Origin of the sequence: Limibacter armeniacum (assembly GCF_036880985.1) — a bacterium.
Lineage (GTDB): Bacteria > Bacteroidota > Bacteroidia > Cytophagales > Flammeovirgaceae > Limibacter > Limibacter armeniacum.
Map to the genome: position 1 here is coordinate 2412175 of NZ_JBAJNO010000009.1, position 23087 is coordinate 2435261.

Consider the following 23087-nt stretch of genomic DNA (forward strand, 5'->3'; position numbering starts at 1 on the left):
ATTCAAAAAAATTAGCCTACCAAGCCCTATATCATATTAGGTCCTGATAGGCTTAAATATTTTATTAAACGCCTACTTTAGGGTTTACTTTCTCCTTGAAGTACTCAAGCGTGATTTTTAATCCTTCTGAGCGTTGCACTTTTGGCTCCCAACCCAATACTTCTTTTGCTCTGCTGATATCTGGTCTTCTCTGTTTTGGATCATCCTTAGGAAGTGGCTGATAGACTACTTTGCTATTTGTTTCAATAAGCTCTACAATTTCTTCAGCAAATTCTTTGATTGTAATTTCTTGAGGGTTACCAATATTGACAGGGTCATGGTAATCACTCATCGTAAGCTTGAATATACCATCAACCAAGTCATCTACATAGCAGAAGGAACGTGTCTGACTTCCATCTCCAAATACAGTAATATCCTCTCCTCTAAGTGCCTGACTCATAAACGCTGGTAAAGCTCTACCATCATCCAAACGCATTCTAGGGCCATAAGTATTGAAGATCCTTACAATACCAGTATTTACACCATGGAATGTATGATATGCCATAGTAATTGCTTCCTGAAAACGTTTCGCCTCATCATATACCCCTCTAGGACCGATCGGGTTTACATTTCCCCAATAAGACTCTGGTTGTGGATGTACGTTTGGATCTCCATAGATTTCCGAAGTAGAGGCAATTACAAAACGAGCATTTTTTACTCTAGCCAACCCTAAAAGATTATATGGACCCAATGAACCAACCTTCAATGTTTGAATAGGCATCTGCAAGTAGTCTATTGGGCTAGCAGGAGATGCAAAATGTAATATGTAGTCTAGGTCACCAGGAACATGAACAAACTTAGTTACATCATGGTGGTAAAATTCAAAATTCTTATTAGGGAACAGGTGTTCTATATTATCAGCACTTCCTGTCAGGAAGTTGTCCATTCCGATCACATGGAAACCCTCTTTCAGGAAACGATCACATAGGTGAGAACCCAAAAACCCAGCAGCTCCCGTAATTAGCACTCTTTTCATCAATCTATAAATTTATAATTGGTATGGAAATGTCTAGCTTATCAGTAAATCATGCAATATTGCTGTTGCCATGATTGAAAAAAAATCTCTGAAGGTAATCCTTCAGAGATTTTCCCTGTACCTACAAATTAGAACTGCGTCTGTACTTGTTTATTAGGCACTTCATTTCTACCTATACTGTTATAGAAGAACCCTGATGCTTTCATGTCTTCCAAATGATAAAGGTTACGACCGTCAAAGATCACTTTCTCCTTCATCAACTCTCCCATATATTCAAAATCCGGTGTACGGAATATGCTCCATTCAGTAATAATAGCCAAGCAATCTGCATCTTTCAGAGCGTCATAACGATGGTCCACAAAGTCTACCTGATCACCAAAGATTTTTTGCATATTCTCTGTTGCTTCAGGGTCATAAGCTCTCACTTTTGCACCTGCTTTCAATAACTCCTCAATGATATAAATTGCTGGAGCTTCACGAATATCATCTGTATTCGGTTTGAATGCCAAGCCCCAAATAGCCACTGTTTTTCCACTCAGGTTCTCACCATAGTGTCTCTTGATTTTATTTGCCAACACAAACTTTTGTTGATCATTGACATCCATCACAGAGTGTAGCAATCTGAAGTCATAATCATTTTCCCTTGCTGTTTTTGCCAATGCCTGAACATCTTTAGGGAAACAAGACCCTCCATACCCAACACCTGGGAACAAGAATCTCTTACCGATACGGCTATCGCTACCCATACCAATACGAACCATATCTACATTTGCGCCCAATTTCTCACAAAGGTTCGCAATCTCATTCATGAATGTAATACGTGTAGCTAGATAAGAGTTAGCTGCATACTTTGTCATTTCTGCACTACGCTCATCCATAAAGTATACAGGGTTACCCTGACGTACGAATGGCTCATATAGCCTGTGCATTACTTTCTTTGCCCGCTCAGAAGAAGTACCAATCACTACACGATCAGGCTTCATAAAGTCATCTACAGCTACACCTTCACGCAAAAATTCCGGATTTGACACAACATCAAAATCTACTTTTGCATGCTTAGCAATTGCAGCAGTTACTTTCTCCGCAGTACCTACTGGTACTGTACTTTTATCTACAATTACCTTATAGTCCCTGATAATATGCCCCAGTTCTTCAGCTACACCTAAAACATACGATAGGTCTGCAGAACCATCTTCACCTGGAGGTGTTGGCAATGCAAGGAAAATGATTTCAGATTCACGAACCGCTTCTTCAAGATTAGTTGTGAATGTCAAACGGCCTTCTTTTGTGTTTCTGTGAAAAAGAAGCTCCAAACCTGGTTCATAAATTGTCAGACGTCCGTTTGTAAGCTTATCTACTTTTTCCTCATTATTGTCAACACAAATTACATGATTACCAGTCTCGGCAAAACATGTTCCGGATACCAAGCCAACGTATCCTGTTCCTACAACAGCAATTTTCATATTTGTCTTTTTTTGAGATAAAAGGCCTTTTGGTTTATTAAATACAATAAATTATAGTTGGGCTTTCACCATGTAAAACTCATTTCAATTTACAAACGGCGAAAGAGATTTAAAACGCATCTATTTCAGTTTTTTAATAATATAACTCAATATCACCTAGTCCTTTCCGCAGTACTTCAAAATCTCCAGAGGTACAATCTACTACAGTGGAAGCCATATTATGCCCTGCTCCACCATCAATTACCAAGTCTACATCATTACCAAAATCTTCAGCGATCAGCTCAGGATCTGTTGGGTATTCCAATATTTCGTCTGAAGTCTTCAATGAAGATGTAATAATTGGATTGCCTAGCAACCTTACCAACTCTCTTGGAATATTATGATCTGGCACCCTGATACCAACCTGCTTCTTTTTTACCCCTACAATCTTTGGTACTTTGCTGCTGGCTTCCATAATAAAGGTAAAAGGCCCTGGCAAAGCTTTTTTCAATACACGGAATACTGGTGTATCCATTCCTCTCACATAATTTGTAATGTCAGAAAGGTCATAACATATAAAGGACAAGTTCATTTTCTTAGGGTTGATCCCCTTCCATTGACATAGCCTTTTTACAGCATTTTGATTGTATAGATCGCAACCTATGCCATAAACAGTGTCAGTAGGATAAATAACAAGCCCTCCTGCCCGTAATACATCCACTACTTCTTCTAGTTTCCTTTCCTGAGGATTATCGGGATTGATTCGTAAAAATTCTGCCATATTTTTGAGTTTATTTTTAGGGTAATTCACATTGTCTATTCTTTGTTACAAAATGATTTATCCTAAAAAGGCAACATGGAGGTATTTTCAATGCATGTGCCGAATTTAAAAACTTCTGAAAAAAATTCAATTATAATCTACAAGAATTCAATGAAATGTCACATGAAAAATTTGATTAAAATACCTGTAAAAACTACGTATCTTGAGATGCATACCCGTCCACAACATATTGTAACCGCTACACCTGAAAATGTAAATATAGAAGAATGGAATTATCCTACAGCATCTGAGTATTTGGAAATTTACAGAAAAGTAGGGTCTCCTTGGGGGTGGACTGGAAGACTTTTACTGTCTGAAACAGAGCTAAACGCTGAACTCAAAAGTGCACACAATAAAATTTTCAGAATTTTTCATCAAAACCATTTCGCTGGGTTTATTGAATTTTCGCAATGGGACACGAGTGAACCAGAAATACTGTACTTCGGTTTACTTCAAGCTTTCACAGGAAAAGGAATAGGTGGATTTTTCCTGAAATGGGGAATTATGAAAGCATGGAATAATCCAATAACAAAACTGTGGCTTCATACTTGTGAATATGACCACCCCAATGCACTGAACGTTTACCAAAAGGTTGGATTTGAAATAAAAGAGGTTCAAACTTCCTATGAATACTATGATGATGCTTTTTTGGAAGAATGGAAGAAGCAGCACTCATAAAAAAGGTGTTTCTGCCTTAAAGCATGAAACACCTTTAGTTAGTTATAAACACTATATCTTTACCTATTCATCATCTTCTTCACCCGGAAGTGAAAACATACTGCTGAATAAATCCTTAAAATGAACACCTGATACAAGCATCTTCTTACTCAGCATAGAGTACTCAGCCAAGCCATGTAAAACAAATTCCATCATGAAAAGCTGCTCTGCTTCTGTAGCCTTGCTATACTTCTTCTTGATGATACCTGAAAGCCCTCTGATTCCTTTAAGGGTATCGCTGTAGACTTTGTTGCTTGCATCATTAAGCAAGTCTACTCCTTCACCTTCTTCAAACCAGTCAAGCAACTCTTTATAGACATTTTGCTCTTTCTTTTTCTCCTTTTCGGGGTCTGGGAAGAATTTCAAAAACATTGTCCGTATAGACTTTCCAATCAGATTTTGTGCAACAATACCAGCACCTTCCTGTTCACCTTCATATACTAACTCTACCTTTCCCGTAATTGCTGGCAACACTCCCCAAAAGTCCGAAACCCTGACATGTGTGTGAGTTTCTCCATTAATTAATGCCCGCCTTTCAGCCGCGCTAAGCAAGTTTTCATAAGCAGAAATTGTCAATCGAGCTGACACCCCACTTTTTTCATCTACATATTCGCTTTCCCTTGCCTCAAAGGCTATTTGTTCAATCAAATCTCTTGCGATTTCATTGACCTCCACCATTTCAGCCTGCTCAGGTTTCACATCCGCTTCCTGCTGCGTAATTTTCTTACCAATCTCAATACTTTCAGGATAATGCGTAATAATCTGGCTTGCAATACGGTCTTTCAAAGGCGTTACAATACTTCCCCGATTAGTGTAATCTTCTGGGTTTGCCGTAAACACAAATTGTATATCCAAAGGGAGTCTTAGCTTAAAACCCCTGATTTGGATATCACCTTCTTCCAAAATATTGAAAAGTGCCACCTGTATTCTTGCCTGTAAGTCCGGTAATTCATTGATAACAAAAAGGCAACGATTTGATCGAGGAATCAAACCGAAATGTATTACGCGCTCATCAGCATAAGACAACTTCAGGTTTGCGGCTTTGATAGGGTCTACATCACCAATAAGGTCGGCGACCGAAACATCTGGAGTTGCCAACTTCTCCGCATAACGCTCGCTTCGGTACATCCAAGCAATTGGAGTATCATCGCCCTTTTCTTCCACCATATCTCTACCATATCGAGAAAGTGGTCGTAGTGGATCATCGTTCAGCTCAGAACCTGAAATATAAGGGATATACTCATCCAACAGATTGATCATCATACGAGCCAAGCGGGTTTTAGCCTGTCCCCTTAAACCCAACAAGTTGATGTCATGCGAAGATAGAATTGCTCTTTGTAGCTCAGGTATAACGGTTTCCTCATAACCATGTATTCCATCAAAAACACCTCTACCTTCTCGCAAGGCAATGATCAGGTTCTGCCTGAGCTCCTGCTTAATGGTCTTTGGTTGATAACCTGCGGCTTTAAGCTCACCAAGTGTTTTTATCTTGAGCAATTGATCTGTAGGAATTTCTCTGTAGTTCATAGATCGTAATGGTATTATATAGCCAAATGTAAAAGCAATTTCATCAAAGCCTTGGGTAACCACCAAATACACTCAAAATGCCAATGGCCCCCAAACATTTTATTCAACAATTCTAAACAGCATAAGGTTATTAGATTAAGTAATATGATATTCTTTTTATCATATTTTCAACCAATTACGTCAGTTTTTATAAAATCCAAAAGCTATGAAAATACTACTTACTGGCTCAACAGGTTATATCGGCAGAAGACTATTACCTGTATTGGTTCAAAACGGGCATGAGGTAGTATGTCTGGTAAGAGACCATCGCAGATTTGATATAGAAGACTTCGATCAGGAATTTCTGAACAAAGTAAAAGTAATTGAAGCCGATTTACTGGACAGTTTTACACTCAATCGCTTACCAAGAGATATAGATGCTGCTTATTACCTTGTCCATTCTATGAGTAGCGCTACTGGAGATTTCTCAGACCTGGAACGTAAAGCTGCCGAAAACTTTGTTTCCTATATTGACGAAACGAAATGTCAACAAATAATTTACTTAGGAGGTATTTGCAATGACAATGACCTCTCCAAACACCTCACTTCTCGTAAGCAAGTAGAAGAAACCCTTCGAACTTCAAAGGCAGCTCTCTCTGTACTAAGAGCTGCGATTATTATTGGATCAGGTGGTGCTTCATTTGAGGTCATCCGTGACTTGGTGGAAAAACTTCCTGTGATGATTGCTCCCAAATGGGTCGAAACACGTTGTCAACCTATCGCTATAAGAAATGTCATCCAATACCTTGATGGGGTCTTATTGAAAAAAGAAGCCTTTAACCGTGTATTTGATATTGGCGGGCCAGACATTCTTACCTATAAGCAAATGCTACTTGCGTTCGCTAATGTCAGGAACCTGAAACGTCGTATTATTACCGTTCCAGTCTTTACTCCAAGGTTGTCTTCTTATTGGTTATATTTTGTCACCTCCACATCGTTCCGTCTGGCTAGAAACCTAGTAGATAGTATGCACAATGAGGTGACATGTTTACATGAAGGAATAGATGACATTGTTCCGATCAAAAAGCTTTCCTATCGGGAAGCGTTAGAACTTGCCTTTCAGCGTATCGAGCAAAATGAAGTGGTTTCTAGTTGGATAGATGCCATACAAGGCCCAATACAAAAAGACTTTATGGACTTTATACAAGTTCCAAAGTATGGTTGTTTTACAGACAAAAGGTATTTCGAGTTTGAACGGAATACAGAAGAGGTACTTGACAATATATGGGGCATTGGTGGTGAACGAGGTTGGTATTATGCCAGTTGGTTATGGGGACTTCGTGGGCTTATGGATAGAATAGTAGGAGGGGTGGGGCTTAGACGAGGACGAAGAAGTCCTTCTGACTTAAAAGCAGGAGAGGCATTGGATTTTTGGCGAGTTCTACTAGCTGACAGAAAAAATAAAAGACTCTTACTTTTTGCAGAAATGAAGCTGCCTGGAGAAGCCTGGCTAGAATTTAAAATAAAGGAAAACCCTTTCCGAAAAGTTTTAATGCAAAAAGCAACTTTCCGACCTCTAGGTATTTGGGGCAGACTATATTGGTACTTAGTCTACCCAATGCATATTTTCATTTTCCCTGGAATGGCAAAGCGACTGATCAATTACAGAGACACTCCTTTGACAGTGATCACTACCAACCCAGCTTAAACTACTACAGAAAGGAAATACTCTATTAAAAGTATTTCCTTTTTTAATTTTCTGACCTGATATGTTTCAAGGCTTCTTTCTCACTAAGGGGTTTTAGTGGAATACGAGCCACAAAATCTACAACTGTATTAGGGGCTGTTTTTGCATACTGCCTGAGTGCCCAACCAATTGCTTTTCTAATAAAGAAGTCATCCACCTCACGTAAATCCTGAACACAGGAAAAAAGTAAGTCCTCATCAGTAGTTTTGCCATATTTCAGTTGAAAAATCAAGCAAGTCCGCTTAAGCCACATGTTATCAGAAACCATCCATTTTTCCACTGTTGGATAAACTAGTTCGGGATACCTCTTAAACAGTGCTCCTACTAAATGGGAAGCAATTGCATCCACTGTATCCCACCATGATTTGTTTACGATCATCCATTCAAACCATGACAATGACTCTATGGTAAAATGGCGCTTCTGTTTTTTAGCCAACTCCAAAGCCACATACTGGCACTCCCTTTCATGCTGATTCCACAATACCTTTACCACCTCTTCCAGTTCAGAATAATCAGGCTGTCCATATGTCTCTATAAAATGCTTCAGCAGCGCATTCCTTTCAGGAGATTTGATTCCAAAAAACTCAAATTGCTCTTTCATATAGGTTTTCATAGAAGGAGCAATATTAGGATTGGCATTTTCTCGCATCTGACTGATTAGTGCCTCTATTGGGTAATTCATGCTTTCAGGTTTTTAGATCAACTTTCTGTTTGGCTTTGAACTCATCTTTCAGCTCATGCAAGCAAGCTGCGCATAAACAGTCCTCAAACTGTTCCGCCACATACTCTCCTTCTTCACGTGATAATTTCACCGAATAGCATTGGCATTCTGTAATTGAACCGGTTTTGCATTCAAAAGAGGCTCCGCACCGTTTGCATTGTTTTGTCTCATGCTTTTGCATAATCTGTATATTTTTTCAAGTCACAACTTTGTGCATCTGTTAGCATCTAATATTCTCTATATGAATCAAAAAGAATCAGAAAACTTACACACTATTTGTTCTGAAACCCTTTCTCATCTCCTAAACCAAACACTTTAGCCCAATCTTTGCAATTCTTTAATCAAGACTATTTTTTTCTAATGAGAATACAATTTCACACATCACAATTAATAATATTTCTGCTATGAAAAAAAGTATACTACTACTGTTATTCATACTGCCTGTATATCTATTTGGACAACAACCAATCTTACACTTACCGTTCGATGAGAATGCAAAGGATGTAATCAATGGTACTGAAGGAAAAGTAAGAGGGGCAATCTTCAATGACGGTTTTCGATGTACGTCTGGCGCTTACAGTTTTAATGGCAATGATCATGTAATGGAAATACCTGCACCTGACAAACTGAATAAAGTAGTCAATGGCTTGAGTGTCTCAGTATGGGTCAGACCTGAAAGTGATTCTGATGATGATATTCAAATGTTATTGGGTCGCTGGGGAAAACCTGGGCAAACAGAGCAGGACCAGTTTGGCTTATTTTTAAGTCCAAGTAATAAGTTACTTTTTGCGGTTAGCAATGGTGTAGAAGCAGAAGTAGGTGTATATGGAAAAACCTCTCTTTATGCTAAAGAATGGCACCACATTGTCGCTGTATGGGAGTTTCCTAATAAAATCAGCCTTTATATCAATGGCAAACTGGAGCGAAAAGGACTTCAGAAATCACAAGGTATCAACCAGCAGTCAACACTGCCAATAAGAGTGGGAAGGCAAGAACTAGGACTTAACCGTGCATTCCGAGGTGCTATTGATCAGGTGAAAATATTTGACAAAGCACTCTCAGAAGAAGAAATCAATAAACTTCATTTCTGGGATAATGCACCTTGCAATAGTTTCTACTTAGAAGGGACTGTATTTAATCAAGCTACTGGAGAAGCCGTAACTGCTGATGTAACAGTTAAAGATATTGATACAGGTGAGGAAATGGCTACGGCTACGATTACCGACCCTGAAAGAGGGTATGAGGTATTTATTCCAGTAGGCCCTCAGTATATTATTTATGCACAAAAAGATGGTTTTGTTTCTATCAGTGACAGTCTAAACTCTGCCAACCTTTATGCTAATACATTTGTCAGACGTGACCTGTACTTAGTTCCATTAGAAGCTGGGCAAGTTGTTAAACTGAAAAACCTTTTCTTTGATTTCGCTAAGGCAACACTCCGCCCAAACTCTTACACGGAGCTAAATAGGCTACTGCAAATTTTCACATTAAACCCTGGACTTAAAGTAGAGATTGCCGGACACACTGATAATGTAGGAAGCGACGCTGCCAACCAACAGCTTTCCGAAGCTAGGGCCAATGCTGTAAGAAAGTATCTTTTATCAAAAGGAATCAGTCCCAACAGTATAACAGCGAAGGGATATGGAGAAAACTCTCCAGTTGACACCAATGACACTGATGAAGGCAGACAGCAAAACAGAAGGGTGGAGTTCAGGATTATCTCTGCTGAACAATAAAAAAGACTAAGCATACTGCTTAGCCTTTTCCAAACTACCTACTAGGTTTTCTAACTGTTCATTTTTACAAGGGGAGGCAGAAGTTTTACTTCTGCCTTTTTTATCTAGTTAACCGTCAATCTTATCCGCTTTGTACTTCAATAACTTAATCATTCCTTCTACTGCTAACAGTGAAGTACGGCTTCCGACCTTTGTCTCCACATCTTCTGGTGAAGAGAATTTCTCAGTGAATGGTCCATCATGATGTGCTGCTTCCAATTCTTTCAACTTACTTTCATACCACTTATGGTCAGGTGTTCCTTCCATTGAAAGTACTTCCAAAGTAATGCTTGATACTTTTGCCAGATTAGCTGAAGCTTGTTCAGCATCTTTCAGGATAGGAGAAACCTTGATTAGGTTCTTGATTTTTTGATCATTTGCTATCCATACATTTAGCTGATCTTGCATCTCTTTTTTAACCTCCCGATCATTCGTAGCTACATATGTATCTACAAGATTGTTAAAATGAAGAGCATCCACTGCATCAGCACCACAGAGATCTGCCAACAGTGTATATGGAGATCCGTAAGTAGTATACATCATACCTTGTGAATTCCGGTTATAAAAACGGAAAGGCACAGATGCATTTACCAATACTTCTACAGGCCCGATATCTCTACCACCCGTAATATTTCGCATCAATTTTTCTCTATAAGTCAAGTGTGTCAGGCCTACTCTTTCAAGCTCAAGGCTTATGATATCCAACCTACGGTACATATCATCTACATCATTCACCTCTCTAGGAGACCAAAGTCTCTCTGCAATGACAGCTGATCTTGGCCACATTCTCGAGTCAATTGTAACAGGTGTTACCAACTCACTCCACATAGTAGCTTCTCCACCCAATACATTCTTGGCTTCTTCTTCACTAAGTCCCACCTCTGCCGGTACAGGATCTACCAAATAATAGTCAGCAGCAGGGTGCATCAAGTCAATATAATAGCCATTTGAAAGCAGTACCTGATAGCCATCTTTCGCAGCACTTACAAGCGACTCATGTCCTCTCCATGATTGGATTACCGCATCTTTAGGTAACCCTTCCACCAAGATCTCATCCCATCCCATCATACGTTTACCTCCATCTTGAATCACTTTCAACAAGCGTTCATTAAAGTGGTTTTGCAACATATGGTTATCCTTTAGCTTATGCTTTTTCATAAACTTCTGGATTTTAGGATTGGCATCCCATTGCTTACCTTCGTTCTCATCTCCACCAATATGCACATACTCATCAGGGAACAGTGTCATCATCTCCTTAAGGAAATTACCCAACACCTCATAAGTTTTTTCATTGGTTGGGTCTAGTGTCGCATCCCAAATACCTGCATGTCTCTCTATTTTATACATTGGTGGCAATCTTGGTGCATCACCCAATGCCAAAGGACTTTCTCCCAATTTTTTTTCACTTTTCCCTCCTTCTTGGTCTTTCATATACTGCCAAGGAGAGCTTGCTAATTCAGGAAAAGCTACACACCAAGCCGTTGCATGTCCTGGAACATCAAACTCTGGTACTACCCTGATTCCCCTTTCTGCGGCATAGGTAATTATCTCTTTGACCTGTTCCTGTGTATAGTACATTCCATCTGAAGCACGTTCCTGAATTTGCGGATACACTTTGCTTTCCACTCTCAAGCCGTGATCATCAGTCAGGTGCCAGTGCATAACATTCATCTTCACAGCTGCCATTCCATCAAGGTTTCTTTTAATAACCTCTATTGGCATAAAGTGTCGTGATCCATCGATCATAATACCTCTCCATGGGAACCTTGGTTTGTCCTTGATCGTCAATGCAGGAAAATAATATCCTTCTGAGTCAGCCTCTGCCAACTGTATCAGTGTTTGAAGCCCTCTCAATGCACCAAGGTCAGTTGCAGCTTCAATCGTGATGCCATCCTTTTCCACCTTTAAGGTGTAGGACTCATCCTCTCCCAATACAACTTTACCTTCCCTCTTTACATATATATTCAGATTTGTTTCTTTTCCTATATCATCAAGACCTACAAAATCCTGAGGGAGAAACAACCCTGTCTTATCTCTTAACCTGCTTAAAAACCTGCTAGAAGCTCCAAAAAGTCTTTTATCAAAAGTACCATGCAGTGCAAGTCTGAAGTCTGTTTGCAACCTGAATTTCCCTTCTGCCATTTGGACATTCGCAGGAAGTGGCATCAGGTCAACCTCCTGTTTTGGGGTTTGAGCTTTTACCGTTAAACACGCCATCCAGCAGAATACAACAACACCAATAATTTTCTTGTACATGTTCAGTGATTTGGTTTTTATCCAATTAGTTAGTGAAATATGGATCCACCTACTTAGATCAGATCATTTAGTAATTGTTCTGTTGATAATAAGGTCAATTAATTTTTCGTATGCTGATTGTTATCTTATAAAATCAGGAAAATTTAGCAGGAGGGTTTAAGTCCTCCTGCTAATATTTATAAGAAAAGATTTCTCAATTAATCCCACCAGAAGCCAGATGTATTACTTGCCGCTGATGTTGCATTATCTCCGTTAGATGTATACTCGAAATCAGGATAATCGATTCTCGTTGGCATCTGTCCACTTCCTACATAATCCTCACCTTCAACAAAGGTTGGATAACCTGTTCGTCTAATTTCAGCATAAGCTTCTGGTCCATTTGAGAACAATGCTACCCATTTTTGAGTAATAATTGCTTCTTTTGGATTTGTATCAAAATTAGCTGATAGCACACTCCAAAATTCTGGATAGCTTGTTTCTACATCACTGTCAAGATCATAATATTCCAATGAAGCATTAACTCCCATCTTATAAGCTTCTTTTGCTGCAGTAATATCTGTCACTAACAAAGCTTCGGCTTTCAGGAAGTATACTTCTCCAGCATCCATAATCAATGCTGGTGTGATACGACCAAATATATAATCAGGGTTAATTGTAGTATACTCTGAATTAGAATATGCTCCTGTGTAATCCGCCCCTGTAATAATTGACTTATACCCAACTTCAACTCCTAGTGAATCCGTCCCTTTAACGAAGTAGCGCATCAAACGAGGGTCATCATCAGTGGGATCAGCATTTCTATTTTGCATGATATTCAGCATTGCTGCTGTTGGCTTATTTGCTTCTCCCCATGCAAGTGCTACATAATCACCATTTGTATTTTCACCATCTGAAATCCCATCTGATGAATCAAAACGGTCTGCAACATTAAACCCAACCTGATCAATCAAATCTTTAGAAAGGGCTTCATTCACTGCTTGTGTATCCCCCCATCTTGTTGCTAGCCTTAACCTAAGAGAGTTTGCAAAGCGGTACCATTTCTCATACTCTCCATCAAACAAAATATCTTGAGTTCCAAATGTTGATGTATTTCCCCTTGCAATTTCCAATGTATCTACTGCATCTCCCAATTCTGAGATTAGCGTTGCATATATATCAGCCTGTCTATCAAATTTTGGTTTGTAGATTCCCTCATCAACACGTCCTGCTTCAGAAAATGGAATATCTCCATACATATCCGTCATTCTATGGAAATAATATGCTTTCCATGTATTAATGATAGCTTTTAATTGATTTTTATCTGTAGCTTCTCCTGCGTCTACAATTTTGTATGCAGAAACTAAAGGGTTTACAACTAACTGATAAGATTGTCTCCAATATTCAGCTACCCAACCTCTTGAGTTAGTGCCATAGTTTGTTGCATTGCCAAAAGCATCAATAGTATGGAAAGCCATCACCTCTGTACCTAATGAGTTAAGTCTATATTGCCAAACTCCAGTTGGGTGAGTTGTAGCCAAGGCTGTTGTAAACAAATATTCAGCTGCTACTTTATCCTCTGTTGGTACATTCGGATTTTTGTTTATTTCTTCAAAATCATTGGTACAAGAAACCATTCCTGTCATAAGGGCACCTGCCACCAAGAGTTTCTTTATCATATCTATTCCGTTCATTTTTAATGAGGTCTATGATTAAAATTCAATTGAAAATGGATATTACCCCTTCTTACAGCTTCACATTTATATTGAAACCAAAGCTTTTAGTAGATGGTACAGCTGCGAATTCAGTTCCAATAGACCCTCTACTTACCAAAGATTCAGGATCAATCCCCTTAATTCCACTGTATAAGAACATTAAGTTTCTACCTACTAAAGAGAATGTAACCTCCTGAAGACCTGCCTTATCTGTAATTGATTTAGGTAGTCTATATCCTAAACTTAGCTCTCTAAGTTTTACATAGCTTGCATCTTCTACAAATGGAGAGATAATCTTCTCATAACCTTCATTATAGACATGCTCATAATAGAACTCCTGTGCAGACCAAGTTTCAATTGTTTCATTGTTATTTACCTGAATACCACTTTCACGCTCAGCTACAGTGTTTTCATGGTTTCCATTAAAATGTGAGTAGAAATTAGTGTAAGAGAACAAGTCTCCTCCTATTTTCATATCAACCACTGCATTGAATGCAAAATTCTTATAATTAATACTATTAGAGATACCTCCCATCCAATCAGGAGTGATATTGCCTAATGTTTTACGTTCTCTTGCTAAATCACCTTTTGCATCTACCATTGGCAAGCCATTTTCATCTCTTATATAATCAAAGCCTACGATATCACCATATGCTTGTCCTACATTAGCATATATATAAGCAGTTCCACCTCTTACGTTTGCTAGCTCATAACTTTCTAACCCATCGGCAAGTGCTACTACCTCATTTTTGTTTTTAGTGTAATTCAAGCCAACATTCCATTCAAGGTCAGCAGACCTTACTGGGGTTAGAGTCAACGCTACCTCAAAACCCCTGTTTCTGATTTCTCCACTGTTAATCATCAATTGTGATGCTCCTGAAGAAGGAGTCAATGTCAATGGCAAAATTTGATTCTTTGTAGAAGCATCATAATATGCTGCATCTAGTCCTACTCGGTTATTGAAAAACTTCAGATCTAAACCAATTTCGTATGAAATAGTCTCTTGAGGTAACAAATCCTGAGAAGGCACTACATTTGATATTGACCACCATCCATCAGAGAATGTACCAGGAACGACTGCTGTCTGACCTCCATACACTTGACTTGTGTTGATTGTATATGGCTTTGTCTGAGCATAAGGATTTGTATCAATACCCACTTTCGCCCAAGAACCTCTTACTTTACCAAAAGTCAGAACGCTCTCGTCAATATTCAACAGTTCAGAAAAAGCTACAGCCCCTGTTACGGAAGGGTAGAAGAATGATTGATCTGGAATAGAAGAAGACCAGTCATTACGCGCCGTTATATCTAGGAAGAAAGTATTCATATATGCAAGGTTTACCATGCCATACATTGAGTTCACTTTCTTCTCAAAATAGTTTTCCTGACCAGTCAAACTAGCAGCATTATTAAACGAAGACCAACCACCTTTCAATGCAAGAGGTGTTTGAGCAAACGTATGTTTTGTCTGCTGATGTAGCATATTACCACCCAATGTAGCTGTCACATCTAGTTCAGCTGACAATTGTTTCTTAGCAACGAATAGGAAGTCCGTATTCATTTCTGAAACAGCATATGCATTCTTTGTGATTCTACCTGCTGGATCATATACAAAACCCTCTGAGCCTTGTGGTCTTCTTGTATATCTATCATGAGTCCAAGTATCCAAACCTGATCTCACCTGTAGGCTCAACCAATTTGTGAACTCATATTTTGCCGATACAAAACCAAGCGTTCTCTTTTTTAAGTCATCATTATAACCTTTATCTAATGAGAAATAAGGGTTCTGTCTCCAAAGGTTATTTGTAAAGTTTAAATGCTCTCCATTTACAATAGCATAGTTCTCTAGATCCTCAACTCTTACTGAACGAGGCATATTCACAAATGCAAACATTGGATTCTCCATCGTTTCTGCCATCATGGTTCTGTTATAACCAGAAACTTGGAAGTAGTTTACTTTTGCATCAATAGTCAACTTTTCAGTTGGTTTAATCATCCCTCTTACGCCTAATGAGTTTCGGTCAAATTCACTTGTTGGGACTATACCTTTATTTTGAAGATTAGTATATGAAACTCTGAAGTTTGCTTTGTCGTCACCACCTGTAAGCGCTATCGTATTAGTAATTGTTTTACCAGTCTGGAAAAAGTCTGATATGTTATTTTCCTGAGGAGAATATGCTCTTTCCTCTCCCATCCAGTCTATAAAAGTCTGTCCTTGCATTTCTGCACCCCAGCTAGCAGGAGTCCAATCACCACCATAAGTTCTAACTTCTGCTAATGTAGACGGGATCTGCCCTTGTGTTCCAACCCCATATTTATTTTGGTAGTTTGGTAATACTAATGGACTTTCAAATGTGATATTACCGTTGTATTCCACACCTATACCATTTTTACCTTTTCTATTACCTGTTTTTGTTGTAATAATAATTACACCACCAGCAGCTCTTGAACCGTATAAAGCGGCAGCTGAAGGACCTTTTAAAATTGACATTGACTCAATATCATCTGGGTTGATATCACCAATACCATCACCATAATCAATTCCCCCATCCCAATATCCTGGAGCTGCATAGAATGAACTATTATCAATTGGCACGCCATCTACAATATACAGGGGTTGGTTATCTCCACTAAGTGAATTATTACCACGAATAATAACCCTTGCAGAACCTCCAGCACCACCTGCTGTCTTTGTTATTTGTACACCAGCTACTTTACCAGATAAGCCATTGATTACGTTTGGTTCTTTTGCAAGTGCAAGTCCTTTCCCATCTACTTTTGTTACAGAGTAACCCAATGCTTTGGTTTCCCTCTCCATACCAAACGCTGTAACCACAACTTCTTCTAGCTGTTCAGCATCTACTGGTAAACCTACGTTGACCTCCGATTGGTTTCCTACAGTTACTTCTTGTGAAATGTATCCAACAAATGAGAACACTAACACATCTGTATTAGCTACATTCAAAGAGTACTTACCATTAAAATCTGTGATTGTTCCTTTAGTCGTTCCTTTGATTGATACGTTTACACCAGGTAATCCATCACTGCTGTCACCATCTGTGACACGGCCGGTGATTACCCGTTCTTGTGCATTAGCTGAGCCAAACGCTAGTAGCAAAGCACTCAGCATCATGAGTAATTTCATTTTCATATTCGGATCGAGTTTATTGATGAAAGGTTTTTGGCGCGGGGCCAATAAATTTCTTGTGAGTAAATCTATCGTTCACACTTGTTAAGGGATAATAAATTAGCTGAACTACACTGAACTCCCTCCAAACGACAACATCAAAAAGATAAACTGCATTCGTCTAAGAAATAATAGAATAAAAGCGTATTTTTGACACACCTATCTAAATTAATTCATTGTGAATAACTAAAGGTGTATCTAGAAGGGATGTGAAACATATCGTTCATTCTTAACGGAATAAAGATGGAGCAGAGAGCTTTACCCACAACCCCTGTGAATACATCTATTTTGATGGAACATATAATTCGATTTGCTATGAAAAACATTCAGAAGCCGATCGTATACCACGCCCTCTTTTGGATTGGTTACTTTCTGTTCAATACATTCAAATGGGGAAACTACTTTCACGATTACTACTACTCGTTTAAATCCAACTTATTGGGCTTTTCGATCCATATCGTATTGTGTTATTTCCATGCCTACTACCTGCTTCCTAAATTTATTCCACAAAAGAAGTATATCACTTACTTCCTACTCCTATTGCTGTCTTTGACTGTGATGCTCTTTGTTAAAGTGGGACTCACTTGGCTACTTGTCACCACCAATGTTTGGCCTGAATCCAACAATGGGCAAGAAGTATTGGGGTTAAACCATATCCTGACAGTCATGATAGGAGAGCTGTATGTGATTGGCATCACAACGTCCATCAAGCTAACAATCGACTGGTTACGTAACCAACAGCGGACTCGTGAACTCGAGAAACAACATATGGAAACAGAACTGAACTTGCTGAAATCTCAAATGCAACCTCATTTCTTTTTCAATACACTCAATAACCTGTACTCACTGACGCTTATACAATCGCCTAAAGCTCCCGATACGGTACTCAAACTTTCTGAGTTAATGAGCTATATGCTTTATCAGAAAGACAACAGGGTCCTTATCAGTGATGAAATAAAACACCTTCAGAATTACCTCGATCTGGAAAAGCTTCGCTTTGGCCGAAGACTGCATATTGACTTTGAAATTGAGGGAGATATATCAGGTAAAAAGATTGTTCCTCTGATATTTTTACCGTTTATCGAAAACGTTTTCAAGCATGGCGTTAAAAACCAACTTAACGAAATCCATGTGCGAATGAGTTTGCAAATTTCAGATAATCATATAACTTTCACTTGTCAGAATCCAAATCCTGTAGAGGTAGAAGGCTTCAATGGCGCTACTGTATTGGTAAAAAAAGCAGGAGGACTAGGTCTTAAAAATGCAAAGCGAAGGTTGGATTTATTGTTTGAGGACAGGTATTCACTTACCATAGACGACGATCAAGAAACTTACACTGTAACATTAAAAATTCCTTTGGAATGAAAATTAAATGTTTGATTGTAGATGATGAACCACTAGCAATTCAAGTACTGGAAAACTATTTAGCAAGACTAAATGAATTTGAGGTAGTTGGCACATGCGAAAACCCTGTAGATGCTTTTAGCATATTACAGCAGCAGTCTGTTGACCTGTTATTTTTAGATATCAATATGCCTATGCTTAGCGGTATTGAACTGCTAAAAACACTTGAGAAAGCCCCTGAGGTTATCATCACTACAGCCTACCGTGACTTTGCGCTAGAAGGCTTTGAGCTTTCTGTTCTTGACTACATGCTTAAACCTGTTTCTTTTCAGCGTTTTCTTAAAGGAGTCAATAAAGCCAGCAAAATCATACAGCTCAACCAATTAGCTAAAAACAACAGTAAACAAAACGTACCCGCCCCATCAGTTAGCAGTGGCCCTGCTACAACAGAGAAGCCACACGTATTTCTGAAAGTGGACAAGAAAATGGTCAAGGTGTACCTTGATGACATCCTATACATTGAAAGCCTAAAAGACTACATAAGGATTTTCACAACAGAGGAAGAACTCATTGTTCATCATACATTGAGTAAAATTGTGGAAATGCTACCTACAGATCAGTTTATTAGAATCCATCGATCTTTTGCTGTAGCAGTCAGGAAGGTGGAAGCCATTGAAGGCAATCAGATAGAAATTCATGGTAAGCAATTACCTATCGGAAGACTTTACCAGCAATCGGTAAAAGACACGATATACGGCAACCATACTATTGGTTAGCTAAAAAAACACCCTTACAGACTAATAATCCGTAAGGGTGTTTGCCTATATAGCCCCTAAAACACTCCTTATCGCTTTCGCTTTTAGAAGACATTCCTCATATTCTTTTTCAGGTACAGAGTCAATCGTAATCGCACTTCCTATTTGAAAAGACAAATATTGGCAGGATGCATTATAAAGCATACTCCTAATAATAACATTGAAGTCAAAATCACCTTCAGGTGTTATATATCCTACAGTACCTGAGTACAATCCTCTTCTTGACTGCTCATAACGCTCAATGAGTTCCATACTTTTCACCTTTGGAGCACCTGTCATACTTCCCATCGGAAACAGATGCTTCAACGCCTTCCCGAAAGGAACTTCTTCTCGAAGTTGTCCCTCAATTGTAGAGATCATCTGATGTACCTGACGGAAACCATATATCCCAAATATTTCGGGAACCTTTACAGACCCTGTTTCACAAGAACGGGCTAGGTCATTTCGGACCAAATCAACAATCATCATGTTTTCCGCAATTTCCTTCTCATCATTGCGAAGCTGATCTTGTAACTGTTTATCTTCTTCAGGTGTCTGTCCTCTACGGATAGTCCCCTTGATAGGCTGAGAGAGCAATCGTGTACCTTCCTTTCTGACAAAACGTTCTGGAGAAGCCGAAATAAGGTATTTGTCATTCAACCGATGAAATGCTGCAAAAGGCATAGGAGAGACCTTATTCAGCTGAAGAAATAGGGATAGAGGATTTTCATCAATCTGCTCAGCAAAGAATTCCATACAGAAATTCATTTCGTATACATCTCCCTCAACAATATGTTGACGAATTGTCTCTACCGTTTCAATGTATTTCTCTCTTTCTATTTTTTGCTGTACTGAAACACCTTTTGTATGATGAATCTCAGGCAAAGAACATTGTTCAATGGTATTAATTAACTGATCGCCTTCCTCTGATTTCAGAATTTCTACCATATTATCTGTGAACCTCAACAAATAAATTGGCTTATAGAAAAATGCCATAGGCATATCTACACCATCAGGATTCTCGGAAGTCAATGCTTCTACCTCATTTTTAAGGTCATAAGTCATGAATCCAAACATCCAATCCTTATTCTCATCATGAAATGCCTGTAAGCCTTCAAATGTATTACCTGCCCTTAACTGACATACCTCCTTTGCCCCAACAGCCAATAAGTTCTGAAAACCTCCTTCAGGATAAGCTATTTCATTATTGTCTAGCCAAGTAAATACCTCAAATTGGCTAGCCCATACCAATGCCTTCTGACGGAAAGTTTCCATATCCTCAGGAACATAGCTTTTCAGTACAGTCTCTTCTCTAAAATTGTTGCAAGTAACCATTACCTAGATCATTTGAATAAAACTCCAGACAGTTTAGTCCATCTCTACCAAGCGTTTTTCAACAAGGCTTTATCAGTGCATTCTATCCCCTCTGACTTCCATATTACGGAGAATATCTGCTTCAATTTCCAAAAACTCCTGCCATCTTTTATCAACAACCTCTCTTGTCTGGTACTCTCTGGCTAACTCAATAAAAGTGACATAATGACCTGCCTCAGACACCATCAGTTCATAATAAAACTTCTGTAGCTCTTCATCCTCAATATTCTGCCACAACATCTTGAAACGCTCACAGCTACGAGCCTCAATCAAGGCTCCGATAAGCAAGCGGTCAATCAAATGCTCATCTCTGTTACTTTTGCGGATATGCTTCATCAACTGATTAACGTATTCATCTTTACGCATTCTGCCTAAAGTGTAACCTCTTTTTTTCAGTTGTTCCAATACACGCTCAAAATGGTTCCACTCTTCGGCTACGATAGGCGTTAGTGTTTCTACCAGTTTTGTCAGTTCAGGGAAGGTTACTATCAATGAGATACAAGATGAAGCTGCTTTTTGTTCGCAGTATGCATGATCCACTAATACTCCTTCAATACTTTTACCTGCCATATCTGCCCATCTTGGGTCAGTCGGAAGCTTCAGGTGAAGCATATGTCCTTGCTTGCTCAGTTCTTCACTCATAAAATGCTTTCTGTTCTGATGCACAGCATACCATACTTTTCAGCTGTATTGTGTAGTGTGCTCTTTTTCAAAATTTTCCGCAAAAATAGCTTTTACCTGACACAAAAAGAAAAGCTACCTCATAAGAAGTAGCTTCCCTTTTGTATTTATTCCCTAATAAAGCAGCTAGATCAGTGAGCTTTCGCCACTTTTGGCGTTTCCTTTTTTTCCATCAGGTCAGCCTCCAACATACGTTTTTCTATCCATTTTCTAGGTTCAGAGATCTCTCCCCTAATGTATTTCTCCATAATCAAACTGGCAATAGGCGCTGCCCATGTACCACCAAAGCCGGCATTCTCTACGTATACAGCAATCGCTATTTTTGGCTTATCCAAAGGAGCGAATGCCATGAAAATAGAGTGGTCTTTACCATGTGGGTTTTGAGCTGTTCCTGTCTTACCACAAATTGCTATATCCGGAATCATCGCAAGCCTTGCCGTCTTCACACCTGACATAGCGCGTGCCACATAATCAAAATAGTCTCGCTTGATATTGACTACGTTCTTTTCAGAGTATTGCTCTTTGGGACCTGCCCCTCCAATATCCTTAATGATATGAGGTGTATAGTAATACCCTCTGTTTGCAATGGTGGCTGCTAGGTTTGCCAGCTGAATAGGCATAGCCAAGATCTCACCCTGACCGATACTGATTGAGTAAACATTACTGATTTTCCACTGTCTACCATTATATGCTCGGTCATAATAAGCTGCATTGGGGATCAGTCCACCTTTTTCATATGGCAAGTCAATACCCAATTTTCGACCAAGACCAAACTCCTTTACCATCTTCTGCCAATGATCCATATTCATTTTAAGGTCCTTATTCGGGTCTGGATCTTTGTGCTGAAGCATGATCTTACGAATTGCCTTGTAATACCATGGGTTACAAGAGTTTTGTACGGCACCTGCGATACTTAATGGAGATGGGTGATCGTGGCACTTTACAGGTTCTCCAGCACATGGAAAACGCGTATATGTCGTATCCAAAACACCTTCTTGCATGCCAATCAGTGACATTACAGTCTTGAAAGTTGATCCTGGAGGATAACGTGACTGCATTGCCCTGTTGAACAATGGCTTGTCTGGGTCGTCATTGAGTTTGACATAGTTACGGCTCACTCTACGACCTTCCCCTGTCAGCAGGTTCGGATCATAAGACGGAGCTGACAGCATTGTTAGAATCTCTCCAGTTGAAGGCTCAATGGCAACCACTGCTCCCCGCTTATTCTGCATCAACAGCTCTGCATACTGCTGTAACTCAAGGTCAATAGAAGACACTAAGTCCATTCCTACTTCAGGCAGTGTATCAAACTCACCACTTCGGAATTTACCTTTTGTCTGCCCTTTTACGTTTTTCATTACGTAGCTTACACCACGTTTTCCTCTAAGCTCTTTTTCATAGAAATATTCTACTCCAACCTTACCAATAAGGTCACCTTGGCCATAATATTCTGTCGTATCTTTATCCAGAAAACTCTTTGAAACTTCTTTGATATAGCCCAAAGCATTTGCCAAACTGGTGTGTGGATATTCACGAATGGTTTTTGGTACGACTTCAAAACCCTTGTAGCGGATCAGCTGATCCTGGATTTTAGCGTACTCCATTTTGGTAAGCTGCTTGAGGAATAGGTTGGGTTTGTACCAAGAATATTTGTCTGCTGCAATTTTTTGCAGTCTATCCCTGAACTCTACCCTTTCCATCTCAAATAGTTGACACAGCAGGACAGTATCCTCTTCATTTAGGTGTAATTGCTTGGGTGTAACCATCACATCGAATACTGGCGCATTGTTTACCAATATTCTGCCGTCTCTGTCATAAATCATTCCCCTCAGCGGATATTCTACAATACGGTCTACCATATTGGCATTTGCCTGCCTTTTGTAGTCACTGCTGAATACCTGAATGTTGAGTAGGATTACCGCATAAAGAATAAATATCAATGTAAATCCTCCTACGATATACCACTTTCTTTCTGCCATGTCTTAATAATGAGTATAAAAGCAGAAATGTGATGGCA

At 39.2% G+C, this 23087-nt stretch carries 17 protein-coding genes; 5 read left to right on the forward strand and 12 right to left on the reverse strand.

Features of this window, described 5'->3' with window-relative positions; genetic code table 11:
* Positions 1–64 precede the first annotated feature (64 nt).
* The 3 genes from V6R21_RS27890 to V6R21_RS27900 form a co-directional block, all read right to left on the reverse strand.
* Positions 65–1015 carry a UDP-glucuronic acid decarboxylase family protein gene (locus V6R21_RS27890; protein WP_334246783.1) on the reverse strand — a complete coding sequence of 317 codons (951 nt, stop codon included), beginning with the start codon at positions 1013–1015 and terminating at the stop codon, positions 65–67.
* 128 nt (positions 1016–1143) lie between these two features.
* On the reverse strand, positions 1144–2478 hold the full coding sequence (locus tag V6R21_RS27895) for a UDP-glucose dehydrogenase family protein (protein WP_334246784.1): 1335 nt from the start codon (positions 2476–2478) through the stop codon (positions 1144–1146).
* A gap of 133 nt (positions 2479–2611) precedes the next feature.
* Positions 2612–3238, reverse strand: coding sequence for an L-threonylcarbamoyladenylate synthase (locus V6R21_RS27900; protein ID WP_334246785.1), 627 nt, complete (start codon positions 3236–3238; stop codon positions 2612–2614).
* Between the two features lie 75 nt (positions 3239–3313).
* Between V6R21_RS27900 and V6R21_RS27905 the strand changes: the two genes are divergently transcribed.
* Positions 3314–3955 (forward strand): GNAT family N-acetyltransferase, encoded by a 642-nt coding sequence (locus tag V6R21_RS27905; protein ID WP_334246786.1) that lies wholly within the window; start codon positions 3314–3316, stop codon positions 3953–3955.
* 63 nt (positions 3956–4018) lie between these two features.
* On the opposite strand, the gene V6R21_RS27910 is transcribed toward V6R21_RS27905, so the two are convergent.
* A complete protein-coding gene (locus V6R21_RS27910) occupies positions 4019–5521 on the reverse strand; it encodes a magnesium chelatase (RefSeq protein WP_334246787.1) in 1503 nt (500 codons plus the stop codon).
* Between the two features lie 205 nt (positions 5522–5726).
* On the opposite strand from V6R21_RS27910, the gene V6R21_RS27915 reads away from it, so the two are divergent.
* Positions 5727–7208, forward strand: a complete 1482-nt coding sequence (locus tag V6R21_RS27915; protein WP_334246788.1) for an SDR family oxidoreductase — start codon at positions 5727–5729, stop codon at positions 7206–7208.
* 43 nt (positions 7209–7251) lie between these two features.
* Here the strand turns inward: V6R21_RS27915 and V6R21_RS27920 are convergent, their stop codons facing one another.
* Both V6R21_RS27920 and V6R21_RS32435 read right to left on the reverse strand, forming a co-directional pair.
* Complete coding sequence (locus V6R21_RS27920) at positions 7252–7929, reverse strand: DNA alkylation repair protein (RefSeq protein WP_334246789.1); 678 nt, start codon at positions 7927–7929, stop codon at positions 7252–7254.
* A 4-nt stretch (positions 7930–7933) separates the two neighbouring features.
* The gene (locus V6R21_RS32435; RefSeq protein ID WP_408613093.1) at positions 7934–8149 is read right to left on the reverse strand and encodes a cysteine-rich CWC family protein; all 216 of its coding nucleotides are present in this window, start codon (positions 8147–8149) and stop codon (positions 7934–7936) included.
* Between the two features lie 223 nt (positions 8150–8372).
* On the opposite strand from V6R21_RS32435, the gene V6R21_RS27925 reads away from it, so the two are divergent.
* Complete coding sequence (locus V6R21_RS27925; protein WP_334246790.1) at positions 8373–9704, forward strand: LamG-like jellyroll fold domain-containing protein; 1332 nt, start codon at positions 8373–8375, stop codon at positions 9702–9704.
* Between the two features lie 108 nt (positions 9705–9812).
* Here V6R21_RS27925 and V6R21_RS27930 read toward each other — a convergent pair whose 3' ends face one another.
* The 3 genes from V6R21_RS27930 to V6R21_RS27940 all read right to left on the reverse strand — a co-directional run bounded on the left by V6R21_RS27930 (position 9813) and on the right by V6R21_RS27940 (position 16841).
* Positions 9813–11999, reverse strand: a complete 2187-nt coding sequence (locus V6R21_RS27930) for a beta-N-acetylhexosaminidase (protein ID WP_334246791.1) — start codon at positions 11997–11999, stop codon at positions 9813–9815.
* 197 nt (positions 12000–12196) lie between these two features.
* Positions 12197–13654: a SusD/RagB family nutrient-binding outer membrane lipoprotein gene (locus V6R21_RS27935; protein ID WP_334246792.1), complete on the reverse strand. Its 1458-nt coding sequence runs from the start codon at positions 13652–13654 to the stop codon at positions 12197–12199.
* 67 nt (positions 13655–13721) lie between these two features.
* Positions 13722–16841 (reverse strand): SusC/RagA family TonB-linked outer membrane protein, encoded by a 3120-nt coding sequence (locus V6R21_RS27940; protein ID WP_334246793.1) that lies wholly within the window; start codon positions 16839–16841, stop codon positions 13722–13724.
* Positions 16842–17192: 351 nt separating this feature from the next.
* On the opposite strand from V6R21_RS27940, the gene V6R21_RS27945 reads away from it, so the two are divergent.
* Both V6R21_RS27945 and V6R21_RS27950 read left to right on the forward strand, forming a co-directional pair.
* Positions 17193–18242 (forward strand): sensor histidine kinase, encoded by a 1050-nt coding sequence (locus V6R21_RS27945; protein WP_334246794.1) that lies wholly within the window; start codon positions 17193–17195, stop codon positions 18240–18242.
* On the forward strand, positions 18239–18997 hold the full coding sequence (locus tag V6R21_RS27950; protein WP_334246795.1) for a LytR/AlgR family response regulator transcription factor: 759 nt from the start codon (positions 18239–18241) through the stop codon (positions 18995–18997). The genes V6R21_RS27945 and V6R21_RS27950 overlap by 4 nt, the downstream gene beginning before the upstream one ends.
* Positions 18998–19042: 45 nt before the next feature.
* Here V6R21_RS27950 and V6R21_RS27955 read toward each other — a convergent pair whose 3' ends face one another.
* The 3 genes from V6R21_RS27955 to mrdA all read right to left on the reverse strand — a co-directional run bounded on the left by V6R21_RS27955 (position 19043) and on the right by mrdA (position 23049).
* Positions 19043–20350, reverse strand: a complete 1308-nt coding sequence (locus tag V6R21_RS27955) for an anthranilate synthase component I family protein (RefSeq protein ID WP_334246796.1) — start codon at positions 20348–20350, stop codon at positions 19043–19045.
* A gap of 72 nt (positions 20351–20422) precedes the next feature.
* Positions 20423–21031 (reverse strand): tRNA-(ms[2]io[6]A)-hydroxylase, encoded by a 609-nt coding sequence (miaE, locus tag V6R21_RS27960; protein WP_334246797.1) that lies wholly within the window; start codon positions 21029–21031, stop codon positions 20423–20425.
* Between the two features lie 170 nt (positions 21032–21201).
* Positions 21202–23049, reverse strand: a complete 1848-nt coding sequence (gene mrdA, locus V6R21_RS27965) for a penicillin-binding protein 2 (protein ID WP_334246798.1) — start codon at positions 23047–23049, stop codon at positions 21202–21204.
* Positions 23050–23087: the final 38 nt, after the last annotated feature.

Bases quoted from the DNA above. Each gene is read 5' to 3' on its own strand.
- V6R21_RS27890 (WP_334246783.1), bottom strand. From the start codon at position 1,015: ATGAAAAGAGTGCTAATTACGGGAGCTGCTGGGTTTTTGGGTTCTCAC.
- V6R21_RS27895 (WP_334246784.1), bottom strand. From the start codon at position 2,478: ATGAAAATTGCTGTTGTAGGAACAGGATACGTTGGCTTGGTATCCGGA.
- V6R21_RS27900 (WP_334246785.1), bottom strand. From the start codon at position 3,238: ATGGCAGAATTTTTACGAATCAATCCCGATAATCCTCAGGAAAGGAAA.
- V6R21_RS27905 (WP_334246786.1), top strand. From the start codon at position 3,314: ATGGAGGTATTTTCAATGCATGTGCCGAATTTAAAAACTTCTGAAAAA.
- V6R21_RS27910 (WP_334246787.1), bottom strand. From the start codon at position 5,521: ATGAACTACAGAGAAATTCCTACAGATCAATTGCTCAAGATAAAAACA.
- V6R21_RS27915 (WP_334246788.1), top strand. From the start codon at position 5,727: ATGAAAATACTACTTACTGGCTCAACAGGTTATATCGGCAGAAGACTA.
- V6R21_RS27920 (WP_334246789.1), bottom strand. From the start codon at position 7,929: ATGAATTACCCAATAGAGGCACTAATCAGTCAGATGCGAGAAAATGCC.
- V6R21_RS32435 (WP_408613093.1), bottom strand. From the start codon at position 8,149: ATGCAAAAGCATGAGACAAAACAATGCAAACGGTGCGGAGCCTCTTTT.
- V6R21_RS27925 (WP_334246790.1), top strand. From the start codon at position 8,373: ATGAAAAAAAGTATACTACTACTGTTATTCATACTGCCTGTATATCTA.
- V6R21_RS27930 (WP_334246791.1), bottom strand. From the start codon at position 11,999: ATGTACAAGAAAATTATTGGTGTTGTTGTATTCTGCTGGATGGCGTGT.
- V6R21_RS27935 (WP_334246792.1), bottom strand. From the start codon at position 13,654: ATGATAAAGAAACTCTTGGTGGCAGGTGCCCTTATGACAGGAATGGTT.
- V6R21_RS27940 (WP_334246793.1), bottom strand. From the start codon at position 16,841: ATGAAAATGAAATTACTCATGATGCTGAGTGCTTTGCTACTAGCGTTT.
- V6R21_RS27945 (WP_334246794.1), top strand. From the start codon at position 17,193: ATGAAAAACATTCAGAAGCCGATCGTATACCACGCCCTCTTTTGGATT.
- V6R21_RS27950 (WP_334246795.1), top strand. From the start codon at position 18,239: ATGAAAATTAAATGTTTGATTGTAGATGATGAACCACTAGCAATTCAA.
- V6R21_RS27955 (WP_334246796.1), bottom strand. From the start codon at position 20,350: ATGGTTACTTGCAACAATTTTAGAGAAGAGACTGTACTGAAAAGCTAT.
- miaE (WP_334246797.1), bottom strand. From the start codon at position 21,031: ATGAGTGAAGAACTGAGCAAGCAAGGACATATGCTTCACCTGAAGCTT.
- mrdA (WP_334246798.1), bottom strand. From the start codon at position 23,049: ATGGCAGAAAGAAAGTGGTATATCGTAGGAGGATTTACATTGATATTT.